This is a genomic window from Actinomycetospora sp. (assembly GCF_055612215.1).
In genome coordinates this window covers 1-11034 of sequence record NZ_JBVPVA010000484.1, presented here as the reverse complement: position 1 = coordinate 11034, position 11034 = coordinate 1, and the positions used below count along the sequence as shown (strand labels likewise).

Below are 11034 nucleotides of genomic sequence, written 5' to 3'. Positions count from 1 at the left end.
CGGAGCCGACGCCGTTCCTCCTCGCGCGCGGCCACGATCTCCCGCCGGGAGCGCTGCACTGCCGCCGACAGCGCTTCGGCGTGCAGGGCCACGCCGATCGGCAGCGCCATCAGCTCGAGCACCGCCCGGTCCGACGTGGCGAGGCGCGCCTCGCCGGAGCGGCCGCCGACCGTCAGCTCGCCCAGCGTGCGCCCGGCGTGCCGTAGCGGGAAGGTCTCGACCTGCGCGGGTTCGGAGCCCGTCTCCTCGACGACTCCGCCGTCGACCGTCAGCCGCGCCCACGGCAGCTTCAGGGCCCGGCACACCGCCGGGAGGACGTCACGCGCCCGGTCCGCTCCGCCGGCGAGCTGCTCGGTCACCGATGACACCGCACGCACGGGGTCGCCCCGGTCGCCGTAGAGCAGGGAGTCGACGAGGCGTTGGAGCCGGACCCGGATCGGGTCGAAGGCGGCCGCGACGACGACGGTGGCGGCGACCGAGGCGGCGAGGCCGTCGGTGGGGCCGACCAGTCCGCTCACCACCTCGACGACGGCGACGTAGGTCGCGATCAGCGCGACCGTGAGCACGAGGTAGGTGACCGTCCGGGACCAGAGCAGCCGGATGTCGAGCAGGCGGTGGCGCAGGACGGCGACCGCGATCCCGACCGGGATCAACGCCACCGCGAGAGTGGAGATGACCGGGAAGCCGGTGCCGGGCGCCGCGAACGACCAGAACGTCCGGGTGGCCGAGATGACCGTGAGCGTGACGACCGCGGCGAGCAGCGGCCAGAGCACCTGACGGCGGGTCGTCTCCCCGCCCCTCCGGTAGCGCACGACGAGGGCCGCGACCCCGGCGAGGTACGTCGCCGCCAGGACGACGTTGGTCGCCGCGCCGAGGGGGCTCGTGTCCAGGCCCGGGATCGCCAGCCACGACCACGCCGGGGCCACCTCGCCGGGCGCGAAGCCGGCGACCGGGGCGAGCGGGTAGGGGTCGGCACTGAAGGTCAGGACCTGGAGCACGCCGTTGAGGACCACGACGGCGAGCAGCGGCCGCCGCCACCGCGGCGGGAGCCGGCCGTCGGGGAAGACGAGGACCGCCAGCGGCAGGAAGAGCCCGATCGCCCATGGCCAGGCCGCCGAGTAGACGGTGGCGGTCCAGGTCGTCGCCGCCGGGTCCCCGACGACGAGCGCCCGGGCCAGCCAGGGCGTCACCGCCGCCGTCGCCGTCTGGGCGACCGCCACGCCCAGCAGCAGCCACCCGAGGGTGTTGCGGGGCCGGTAGGCGGCGATGAGCGCGCCGCACAGCGCGCACACGCTCCCGATCGACGCGTTGCTGATCAGGAAGCTGTCCCGCGCCGCGACGAAGGTCATCCCGGTCACCAGCACCCCGGCGAGCGTGGCCACGGCCTCGACGAGCGCCAGAGCACCGAGGCCGACGGCGAGCCACGGCGGCCGGCCGGCGCGGGGGTCCCCCTGATCGGGCATGCGCTCATCCTCCGATCCCGCCGGACGCTTGTCTGCGGTCGATCCGCCCGGACCTCCCGGGAGGTTCCTCCCGGCCCACCCGGGTCGGAAGCGGGCATCGCGGGCGCGGCAACCCTGCCGGGCGGGACGGTGCCGCGCCCACGCTCCCGTCGGTCAGCACCCACCCACAGCAGAAGGAGCCGTCATGACCGACACCCTCACCCGCCCCTCGTCCGCCGTCCGAGCGTCCGGCCTCGCCGCCGCCGTGGGCGGCGCGGTCGTCGTCGTCCTCGGGATCGTGGGCGCGGCCTCCCCGGACCTCGTCGGCGCCGCGTGGTTCGCGACCGTCGTGCCCGCGGCCCTGCTCTTCGCGGCGGGCCTGCTCGGGCTCCGCCGCCTCGCGGTCGACCTCGGCGCGTCCGGGCTGATCGCCGGTGCGCTGGCCGTCGCCGCCGTCGGGTCCACGCTCTTCGCGCTCGCCCACGCCTACGCACTCCTCGACGAGGACACCGCGATCCTGCTCTTCAGCGTGTTCCTCGTCGTGACGTCCGCCAGCCTGGTCGTCGCCGCGGTCGGGATGTTCCGGGGCCCCGCGCGCCTACCCCGGTGGGCCACCCTCGTAGCCGGGGTCTGGCCGCTCGCGACCATCCCGGCCGGCGCGGCGATCGGCGACCTCCCGCACTTCGGGGCGATCGCCGTCTGGGGCGTGACCTGGGTGACCCTGGGCGCCTCGATGTTGCGCGCTGCCCGCCGCTGATCCCGAGGTCGCCGTGCCGGTGATGTTTCTTCGGACCGGGGTGAGCGGGGCTCAACGACGCGGTCGCCGCTTGGCCGACACCGACCGCACCACCAGCTCGCCGTCCTCGGCCTCCGCCAACGGGACGGGTGCGCGCAGCGCCGCCGCGTCGATCAACGCCCGGACCGCCGGCCGGTCGAGGTCGGCCGCGGAGCTCAGCTCGATGTTGCGCGCCACGCGGCCGCTCCCGCGCAGCAGGCCCTCGGGATCGGGCAGGGACGGCGCGTCCTTGACGAAGCACAGCGACACCCCTCGGCGCCCGCAGGCCAGGGACATCGGGGCGTCCGAGGGGCGGTCGGTGGGGCTGAAGCCCACGACGAGGAAGTTGTAGTTGTCCCAGACCAGCTGCCAGGCACCGGGGAAGAGACCCTGCAGCCCGGCCCGGCACGCCCAGATCAACTCCTGCATGTCCGGGGTGAACTCGGCGACGAACCCCGCCAGCCTCGCCGCGACACCGTCGTGCACATGCACCATCCGGAGCACGCTAGCCCCCGGCCGCCGGTCGAGGGGCGCGGAAGCCGAGCACCGGGTAGGTCGCGGTCACGGCGTCCTAGTCGTCGGCGCGGGCGCGGCTCACCCGGTGAAGCGGGCGAGCCGGTCGACCTGGTCGGGCCCGTCGGCCCAGCAGTAGAGGATCAGCTCGTCGGCACCGAGGGCGGCACAGCCCTGGATCGTGTCGGTGAGCTGCGCGACGTCGGTGACGGGGGCTCCCCACCCGGGACGGCCGGTGAAGGCGTAGTAGGCGGCGAGCGCGCCGCGTGCCTCGTCGACGACCTCGGACGGGCCGATCGCGACGTTGATCTGGCACACGATCCGCGGGTGGCCCGCGCGGCCGGCGTCCCGCCAGTGGCGGCGGACCGAGTCGACGAGCGGCTCGGCCCGGGCCGGCGGGGCGGCGCAGATGAAGCCGTCGGCGTGCCGCGCGACGCGGGCGAGGGCGCGCGGCGCGAATCCGCCGATGAGGATCGCCGGACCACCCGGCGTCGCGGGTGCGGGACCCACCGGCGAGCCGGGCTGCTCGGCGCCGCCGGGGTAGGGCTCCTGGCGCCAGATGCGCCGGAGGTCCGTCAGCTGCCGGTCGAGGTGGTCGCCCCGGTGCGCGAGCGGGGTGCCCGCAGCCCGGTGGTCGTCGTCGCGGCCCCCGAGGCCGATGCCGAGGCGGAACCGGCCGGCGGAGACGACGTCGAGGGTGGCGGCCTGCTTGGCCAGCAGCGCGGTGGAGCGCAACGGGCCGAGCAGGACCTCGGTCTGCAGGGCGATGCGGCGGGTCGCGCCGGCGAGCGCCGCCAGGGTGACCACTGGCTCGGGGTTGGCGAAGGCGAGCCGGTCGAGCAGCGCCAGGGTGCTGAACCCGGCGTCGTCCGCGCGCCGCGCCCATTCGTAGAGGGCGGTGGGGTTGCTGATGGGGAGGCCGAGGCCGATGTCCACGAGGAGTCTCCGGAGGGTGGGCGTCAGAGGGTGCTGTCGCCACCTCCTCCTCGCCACGCGGCGGGGGACCACGTCCGTCTGCGACGAACACCTGGGACGTGGACTTCGGAGTTCGACCGGGAGCCTAGCCGGATGGTTCCCGTGCCCCACGCGGCCGGGGAGGATCAACGGATGGACGACGACCTCGACCGGTACCTCCCGCCTCTGACCGAGGACGTCGCGCGGGCCCGGCGGCAGAGCATCGGCGCCCTGCTGACCCGGACCGCCCTGAAGTACGGCGCGAAGCTCGCCGTGGTGCACCGCGCCACCCGCCGCACGTTCGCCGAGCTGGACACCGACGCCAACCGCGTCGCCAACGCCCTCGCCGCCCGCGGGGTGGTCCGCGACCAGCGTGTCGCGATCTACGCGCACAACTCCTACGAGTTCGTCGTCGCCTACTTCGCGCTCGCCCGCCTCGGGGCGATCTCGGTGCCGGTCAATTTCAACTTCGTCGCCTCGGAGGTCCGTTACGTGCTGCAGGACAGCGGCGCCACGGCGGCCATCGTCGAGGACGCACTGGTCGAGACCTTCGGGGCCGCGGAGGTACCGACCGCGCTCGGGGTGGTCATCGGCCGGAGCCCGGGCTGGACGTCGTTCGACCGGCTCCTGGAGCACGACGACGCGACGGAGCCGGACGTCGAGATCGGCGACGACGACCCGGTCCAGCTGCTCTACACCAGCGGCACCACGTCGGCCCCCAAGGGCGCGATCATGACCAGCCGCAACCTCATCGCCCAGTACGTGAGCGACATCGTCGACGGCGAGTACCACCGCGACGACGTCGAGCTGCACGCGCTGCCGCTCTACCACTGCGCGGCCCTGCACGACTTCCTGACGCCGGACGTCTACCTCGGCGCCACCAGCGTGGTCGTGGACGTCGCCGACCCGGAGACGATCCTGCGCACGGTCGAGGCCGAGCGGATCACCAAGATGTTCTGCCCGCCGACGGTGTGGATCCGGCTGCTGCGTTCACCGGCGTTCGACCAGCACGACCTGTCGTCACTGCGCAAGGGCTACTACGGCGCGGCGATCATGCCGGTCGCGGTCCTCGAGGAGCTGGGTCGGCGGCTGCCCGACGTCCGCCTCTTCAACTACTACGGGCAGACCGAGCTCGCCCCCAACGCGACCGTGCTGTTCCCCGAGGAGCAGATCACCAAGGCGGGCACGGCCGGGCGCCCCAGCCTCAACGTCGAGACCCGGCTGCACGACGAGGACGACCGGCCGGTGCCGGTGGGCCAGGTCGGCGAGATCGTGCACCGGACCCCGCACGCGATGCGCGGGTACTGGGGCAGGCCGGACGCGACGGCCGAGGTCTTCCGCCACGGCTGGTTCCACAGCGGCGACCTCGGCGTGATGGACGCCGACGGCTACCTGACGATCGTCGACCGCAAGAAGGACGTCATCATCACCGGCGGCGAGAACGTCGCCGGCCGGGAGGTCGAGGACGCGATCTACGCCCACCCCGCCGTCAGCGAGGTCGCCGTCTTCGGCGTGAAGCACCCCGAGTGGATCGAGGCCGTCGCGGCCGCGGTGGTCCTGCGCGACGGGGAGTCGGCGACGGCGGAGGAGATCGTCGCCGGCACCAGGCAACACCTGGCCGGGTTCAAGGTCCCCAAGTACGTCGTCTTCGTCGACGAGCTGCCGAAGAACCCGAGCGGCAAGATCCTCAAGCGGGAGCTGCGGGACACCTACGCGGCGCTGGCCGACGGGGCCTGAGCGGTCACGCCGCCTCGCTCCACAATGCGGTGATCATCTCCGCGAGGCGGGCGGGCTCCAGTAAGAGCGGGGCGATGTGCCCGCCGCCGGCGACGGTGCTCGCGGTGCCCCGCGGCATCCGGGCGATGGCGCGCCGGGCGTGCTCGGGGGACCAGTCGCCGTCGTCCTCTGCGGCCACCATGAGCGTCGGCGCGGCGACGGCCGCCAGCTGGTCGGTGAGGTCCGGCCGGCGCAGCATCGCCGAGCGCATCGCCTCGAGCATCGGCGCGCGGTCGGCGTGGGCGAAGGCGTCGAGGACCCGCTGCGCCAGATCGGGCGCCGCGGCGACGGCGGCGTCACCGAGCAGGGTGTCGCGCAGGGCGCCCCGGACGAGCGAGATGGGTCCGGCCACGCGGTAGAGGGCGACCAGCGGGGTGACCTTCAGGACGCGTTGCGCGCGCTCCAGGCCGTGCACCGGGCTGCCGATCGTGGTCAGGCTGCGGACCCGGGCGGGCATGCCGGCGGCGAAGGTCAGCCCGACGTGGCCGCCCCAGGCGTTGCCGACCCAGTCGACCGGCTCGGTGATGCCGCACGCGTCGAGGACCTCGACCGCCGCCCGGGCGCAGTCCGCGAGGGTGAACGGCCCGGGGGCCGGCCCGCTCGCGCCGTGCGCCGGTCCGTCGACGACGACGAGGCGCCGGTGGCGGGCCAGCGCGGGGCGGACCAGCTCCCAGCTCGTCGAGTCGACGAACAGGCTGTGCCAGAGCAGCGCCGGGCGACCGTCGCCGTCGTCCTGGACGTGGAGGCGCCCCAGCGTGGTCTCGACCTCGGACATCGCAGTCATGGGCGAATCATCGCGAACTCAGCGGCAGATGCAGCCCCGGTCCCACCCGACCTCACGCGTGGCCGAGCAGAAGCGACGTCCGAGCGCGTCGTGGTCGGCCCACCGGTGCGGACACACCTGGCAGTTCGTCGCGTGCCGCTCCTCGTGGCGGCCGACCGTGGGCTCATCCATGCGACGACGCCATCGCCTGTTCACCGGGGGCGGCGGCTTCGGTCGCCGGCGGTGACCCGGCCAGCAGCTCGGCCGGCGTCTCGAGGTTCTCGGCCGAGCCCGCCCGCCGCAGGATCGCGGCGGCGGTCCCCGGTGCGGTGTCCGGGGGGACGACCAGCAGGAAGAGCGGCGCGCTGCCGGTGATCGAGGTCGCGACCCAGACGACGTCGGGCGCGAACGCGGCGAAGCCGTCGAGCCCGATCCGCTTTCCGTCCGCCCACCCCCGCGTCCGGTGCGGGACCGCGTCCCACAGCGAGCGGCCGAAGCCCACCCGCTGGACCCGGCCCGCCGTCGCGGGGAACGCCGCGACGAGCGCGGGGACCTCGGCGACGAGATCGCGGGAACTCGGCCACCAGGCCCCGTCCACGGCTCCGGTGCGGGGCATGCCCGGCTTGAGGGTCAATCGCGTCTGTGCTGGGTCCGACATGGTCGGCGCCGCCGTTCCGGCCGCCGGGCGGCCGCTGAGCAGTTCATCGGGGGCGCCCGGCGATGATCGCCGGAGAAGCGGAGAGCTCTCGACACCCTCATCTTACCCGGGGGCGGGTGCCGTCCTCACCGGGTCGTCACGGGGCCGCGCTCGCCGGCGCCCCGGCCCGCATCGCTGCCCGGGAGCGGTGACCAGGCACCGTAGGGCCCATGGAGCCCGCCGCGGACCCGCCCAAGTCGGTGCTGGGCAAGGTCGTGGCCGTGCTGCGGGCGTTCACCGTCGAGGACACGGTCCCGGGGTTCGCCGAGCTCGCCCGCCGGACCGGGCTGTCGGCCTGGCGAAGGGCGAGTGAGCCGCCGCGGAGGTGATCCTGCGACATCGCGGACTTCCGAGGACGGCCGGTCGGCGAGTAGTGTCCGGATCTCTCGTCGCAACGGCTCGCGTCGACGCGACGAAGGATGCCCCGGACCCCGGCGTCACCTGCTCGACGAGCTGCTCGACCCGGGGGTTCCACGTGCCGATCTCGGTGTTCCGCACCGCCACTCCCACCTGGCCCGGCCAAGGACGGCAGATCGTCCTCGTGGTCGCGGGCGACCTGCGCGGGCGTGAGTGGGCGAAGGTCGCCGCGGCGATCGCCGAGGCCGAGAGCACCGGGGTCGACCGGGTCGTGCTCGACGTGCGGGCCGTGCGCTCCTGCGACCGGGCCGCGCTGGTCGAGCTGGTGTCGGTACGCGGGCGTCGGCCGACGGCGCAGCGGTGCCTCGTCGACGTCGTCGGCGTCCGCCCGGAGCAGTTCTCCGCCGTCGTGGAACGGGAGCCGATCGGCGGGCGGCGCGAGCTGCGCGTCGCCCTCGGGGAACTGCAGCGGCCGTGGACCTCGGTCGCGCCGGTCCCGGAGCCCCGACCGGCCGCCGACGCCGCGGTACCGGACTCGTCGCGGAGCCCGGCGCCGTGACGACCGGCCGGTGACGACCGCTCGCACACCGGACCGAAGACGGCCCAGACCAAGCCCTGGGGGGAGGGCGAGGTCCGGGCCGTCCCGGCTCGGCCCACGCGCCGCTCCGGCCCGGGGGGCGAACCGGGAAGCGCTGGATGCGGGTCAGCCCGACCACGGTGCCCCCCGGCACCTCCCTCCGTCAATGCGTCCTCGACGAAATGGGGTCCCTCCGTGTACGCCGAACCACCCCGGAGGATCCGCCTCGAGGGGACCCTGGGCGAGTCCGAGGTCAGCAGTCTCGAGATGTACTGCGCCCAGCTGCACAAGACCGGGCAGACCGAGCTGCTGGTCGACGTCGAGGGCGTCGTGGTGTGCGAGGCCGCGGGGCTCCGTGCGCTCCTGACGCTGGCCGCGCACACCGGGATCGCCGTCGTGGTCGAGGGCGCGCGGTGGTCCCAGTTCACGGAGTTGTTGAACCGGGTGCCGATCGCGCAGGTGCCCCGGCTGTGCGACGACGTGCGCAGCCTCGTCGTCGGGACCCCGACCGCGCGGAATAGCGCGGGCCGCTCCGGGTTGTCACGGGCATGAGGATCGGGATCATCGGGGCCGGCATGATCGGTGGCACGTTGACGCGGCGCTTGCGCGCCCTGGGGCACGAGGTCCGGGTGGCCAACTCGCGGGCCCCCGAGACGCTCGCGGAGCTGGCCGAGGAGACCGGCGCGACGCCGGTGTGGGCCGCGGAGGCCGCGGTCGACGCGGACGTCGTGATCGTGAGCATCCCGCAGAAGAACACCCCGGACCTCGCGCCCGGGATCGTCGCCTCGGCCAGGCCGGCCGCGCCCGTGATCGAGACGAACAACTACTACCCGCAGCAGCGCGACGGGCGGATCGACGCCCTGGAGAACGGCACGCCGGAGAGCGTGTGGGTGTCCGAGCTCCTCGGGACCCCGGTGTACAAGGCGTTCAACGGCATCTGGTGGAAGCACCTGCTCGAGGGCGGGAAGCCGCAGGGCGAGGAGGGCCGGATCGCGCTGCCGATCGCGGGCGCGGACGGGCCGGGCAAGGACACCGTCTCGGCCCTCGTCGACGAGCTCGGCTTCGACCCGGTGGACGCCGGGCCGCTCGAGGAGTCCTGGCGCCAGCAGCCGGGCACGCCGGTCTACGGGAAGGACTACGACGTCGAGCGCACCCGCAAGGCGCTCGCCGAGGCCCCGCCGGAGCGGCCCGCGGAGTTCCGCGCCGCCTGAGGCCGGGAGGTCAGGCCGCGTCGACGGTGGGGCGGCCGGGACCGCTCCCAGCGGCGCGGTCGGCGAGGGCCGCGCGGACGGCGTCGTCGTAGCCCATGGGCTCGAAGGGCAGGAGACGCCGGATCGCGTCGTCGTCGCGGACGACGACCTCGTTCGACATCGAGTCGATCAGCGACCGGCCGGTGGCGGTGTCGACGTCGGTGACCAGCGAGAGCCAGCGCGACGACAGGCTGGGCGTGAGCAGCGGGACCGGCACGATCAGGGGTGCGCGGCGTCCCGCGAGGACGGCCGCGCGGCGCAGCATGTCGACGTAGGCGAGCACGTCGGCGCCGCCCACGTCGAAGGCGCGTCCCGTCGTGTCCTCGTGGTCGAGTACGCCGACGAGGTAGCGGACCACGTCGTCGACGGCGATGGGCTGGGTGCGGGTGTAGACCCACTGCGGGCAGACCATCGCGGGCAGGTGGTGGACGAGCTGGCGCGTGATCTCCCACGAGATGCCGCCGTGGCCGACGACGATCCCGGCCCGCAGCGTCGTCACCGGGACGCCGGCCTCGCCGAGCATGGCCTCGACCTCGCGCCGGCTGCGGAGGTGTGCGGAGAGGTCGTCGGCGTCGTCGCCGAGGCCGCCGAGGTAGACGATGCGCCGGACGCCGGCGTCGGCGGCGGCCGCGCCGAACGCCCGCGCTCCCGCCGCGTCGGCGGACCGGAAGTCGGCCCGGTCGAGGGAGTGCACCAGGTAGTAGGCGACGTCCCGGTCGGCCAGCGCCGCCCGCAGCGTCCCCGGGTCGTGGATGTCGCCGTGCACGGGCGTCCCGGGGCCGGCGTAGGCCTCGGGACGCCGCGTCATCGCCCCGACGTCGTGCCCCTGGTCGACGAGCGCCCGGACGAGCCGGCCGCCGACGAATCCCGAGGCGCCGGTGACGAGGAGTCGCATGCCTGGGAGTCCCCCGGAACCGGACGGTTCACCCCTGTCGTCACCGGGTCCGGGCGGAGACTCACGGGGTGTCGAGAGTAAGTTGTCAACAGCCCGGTTACGCTCGGGTCGTCGAGGAGGTGGCGTGAGCGTCGAGCCGTTGGCCAGCTTGGACCGCAGCACGTTGCGGGAGCGGGCGCTGGACGCCCTCCGTGCGGCGATCACGTCGGGGCAGTACCGCCCGGGGGAGCACCTCGGCGAGGTGGAGCTGTCGAACCACCTGGGCATCAGCCGGGGCACGGTCCGCGAGGCGCTGCGGCACCTCCAGCAGGAAGGCCTGGTCACGGCAGGCCACCGTGGCCGGTTGCGGGTCAACCAGCTGTCGCCGGTGGAGGTCCGCGAGCTGTTCAAGGTGCGCGCCGCCCTCGAGGGGCTGGCGGTCACCGAGATCGTGGCCTCGCCGTCGAGGCAGGACGCCGCGGCGACGCTGCGGGAGGCACTGGCCGGCCTGGCGGCGCCCGACGCCGACTTCGCCGCCCGGCTCGAGGCCGATCTCGCCTTCCACCTGCTGCTCTGCCGGCTGGCCGGGAACTCGATGCTCGTCGAGGCCTGGCGTGGTCTCGAAGGACGGATCCGCGTCGCGATCATGAACGGCGAGCCGGCCGGGTCGCCCGTGATGATGACCGGGGACCGGCACGCACCGATCGTCGACGCGATCGAGCAGGGTGACCTCGAGGCCGCGGTCTCGGTCGTGCAGGAGCACATGGCCGCGGCGGCCGACCACTTCGCCGCGGACGCGTCGGCGAGCTGACCCACACGGGTCCGGAGCCGGGCCGACGCCCCTGCCCGTGAGCGCCCCCAGGTGTGGACGGGGCGGTCGGCGCGCGCGTCGGGTGGCTCGGACGTGATCTCCGCGCGGTTCGGCCACCAGGGTGACGGGCGTCGCTCGTCGCGCTGTGGCCGTTGACACCTGACCGCGTCCCCCGCACCATCGGTCTCGACGTTGACTGTTAACAGTCAACTGTCGAGAGGCCGGGTTCGCGCGGCTCCGCCTCG

The 11034-nt window shown here is 74.5% G+C and carries 14 protein-coding genes; 7 read left to right on the top strand and 7 right to left on the bottom strand.

Annotation, left to right across the window (positions count from 1 at the left end; genetic code table 11):
* Positions 1–1463: hypothetical protein (locus AC0CYZ_RS13505; RefSeq protein WP_472216104.1), on the bottom strand; the 1463-nt coding region annotated here is incomplete at its 3' end.
* A 184-nt stretch (positions 1464–1647) separates the two neighbouring features.
* Here AC0CYZ_RS13505 and AC0CYZ_RS13500 point away from each other — a divergent pair.
* The gene (locus tag AC0CYZ_RS13500; RefSeq protein ID WP_472216102.1) at positions 1648–2199 is read left to right on the top strand and encodes a hypothetical protein; all 552 of its coding nucleotides are present in this window, start codon (positions 1648–1650) and stop codon (positions 2197–2199) included.
* 51 nt (positions 2200–2250) lie between these two features.
* Here the strand turns inward: AC0CYZ_RS13500 and AC0CYZ_RS13495 are convergent, their stop codons facing one another.
* Positions 2251–2712: a hypothetical protein gene (locus AC0CYZ_RS13495; protein ID WP_472216100.1), complete on the bottom strand. Its 462-nt coding sequence runs from the start codon at positions 2710–2712 to the stop codon at positions 2251–2253.
* A gap of 99 nt (positions 2713–2811) precedes the next feature.
* Positions 2812–3666 (bottom strand): LLM class flavin-dependent oxidoreductase, encoded by an 855-nt coding sequence (locus AC0CYZ_RS13490; RefSeq protein ID WP_472216098.1) that lies wholly within the window; start codon positions 3664–3666, stop codon positions 2812–2814.
* Between the two features lie 171 nt (positions 3667–3837).
* Between AC0CYZ_RS13490 and AC0CYZ_RS13485 the strand changes: the two genes are divergently transcribed.
* Positions 3838–5421, top strand: a complete 1584-nt coding sequence (locus AC0CYZ_RS13485; RefSeq protein WP_472216096.1) for a fatty acyl-CoA synthetase — start codon at positions 3838–3840, stop codon at positions 5419–5421.
* Between the two features lie 4 nt (positions 5422–5425).
* Here the strand turns inward: AC0CYZ_RS13485 and AC0CYZ_RS13480 are convergent, their stop codons facing one another.
* Genes AC0CYZ_RS13480 through AC0CYZ_RS13470 form a run of 3 tightly spaced genes read right to left on the bottom strand, consistent with a single transcriptional unit; the run spans position 5426 to position 6881 of the window.
* Positions 5426–6244, bottom strand: a complete 819-nt coding sequence (locus AC0CYZ_RS13480) for an alpha/beta fold hydrolase (protein WP_472216094.1) — start codon at positions 6242–6244, stop codon at positions 5426–5428.
* Positions 6245–6262: 18 nt separating this feature from the next.
* On the bottom strand, positions 6263–6415 hold the full coding sequence (locus tag AC0CYZ_RS13475) for an RGCVC family protein (RefSeq protein ID WP_472216092.1): 153 nt from the start codon (positions 6413–6415) through the stop codon (positions 6263–6265).
* The gene (locus tag AC0CYZ_RS13470; protein ID WP_472216090.1) at positions 6408–6881 is read right to left on the bottom strand and encodes a DUF5994 family protein; all 474 of its coding nucleotides are present in this window, start codon (positions 6879–6881) and stop codon (positions 6408–6410) included. Before AC0CYZ_RS13470 ends, AC0CYZ_RS13475 begins: the two co-directional genes overlap by 8 nt.
* Positions 6882–7090: 209 nt before the next feature.
* Here AC0CYZ_RS13470 and AC0CYZ_RS13465 point away from each other — a divergent pair, with 209 nt between their 5' ends.
* From AC0CYZ_RS13465 to AC0CYZ_RS13450, 4 genes are all read left to right on the top strand, one after another.
* Positions 7091–7249, top strand: coding sequence for a hypothetical protein (locus AC0CYZ_RS13465; protein ID WP_472216088.1), 159 nt, complete (start codon positions 7091–7093; stop codon positions 7247–7249).
* A gap of 146 nt (positions 7250–7395) precedes the next feature.
* Positions 7396–7836: a hypothetical protein gene (locus AC0CYZ_RS13460; protein ID WP_472216086.1), complete on the top strand. Its 441-nt coding sequence runs from the start codon at positions 7396–7398 to the stop codon at positions 7834–7836.
* Positions 7837–8049: 213 nt separating this feature from the next.
* Complete coding sequence (locus AC0CYZ_RS13455; protein ID WP_472216084.1) at positions 8050–8406, top strand: hypothetical protein; 357 nt, start codon at positions 8050–8052, stop codon at positions 8404–8406.
* Positions 8403–9065: an NADPH-dependent F420 reductase gene (locus tag AC0CYZ_RS13450; RefSeq protein ID WP_472216082.1), complete on the top strand. Its 663-nt coding sequence runs from the start codon at positions 8403–8405 to the stop codon at positions 9063–9065. Before AC0CYZ_RS13455 ends, AC0CYZ_RS13450 begins: the two co-directional genes overlap by 4 nt.
* Before the next feature lie 10 nt (positions 9066–9075).
* On the opposite strand, the gene AC0CYZ_RS13445 is transcribed toward AC0CYZ_RS13450, so the two are convergent.
* Positions 9076–9999: an NAD(P)H-binding protein gene (locus AC0CYZ_RS13445; RefSeq protein WP_472216080.1), complete on the bottom strand. Its 924-nt coding sequence runs from the start codon at positions 9997–9999 to the stop codon at positions 9076–9078.
* Positions 10000–10123: 124 nt separating this feature from the next.
* Between AC0CYZ_RS13445 and AC0CYZ_RS13440 the strand changes: the two genes are divergently transcribed.
* Positions 10124–10789 (top strand): GntR family transcriptional regulator, encoded by a 666-nt coding sequence (locus AC0CYZ_RS13440; protein WP_472216078.1) that lies wholly within the window; start codon positions 10124–10126, stop codon positions 10787–10789.
* The last annotated feature ends 245 nt before the right edge of the window (positions 10790–11034 follow it).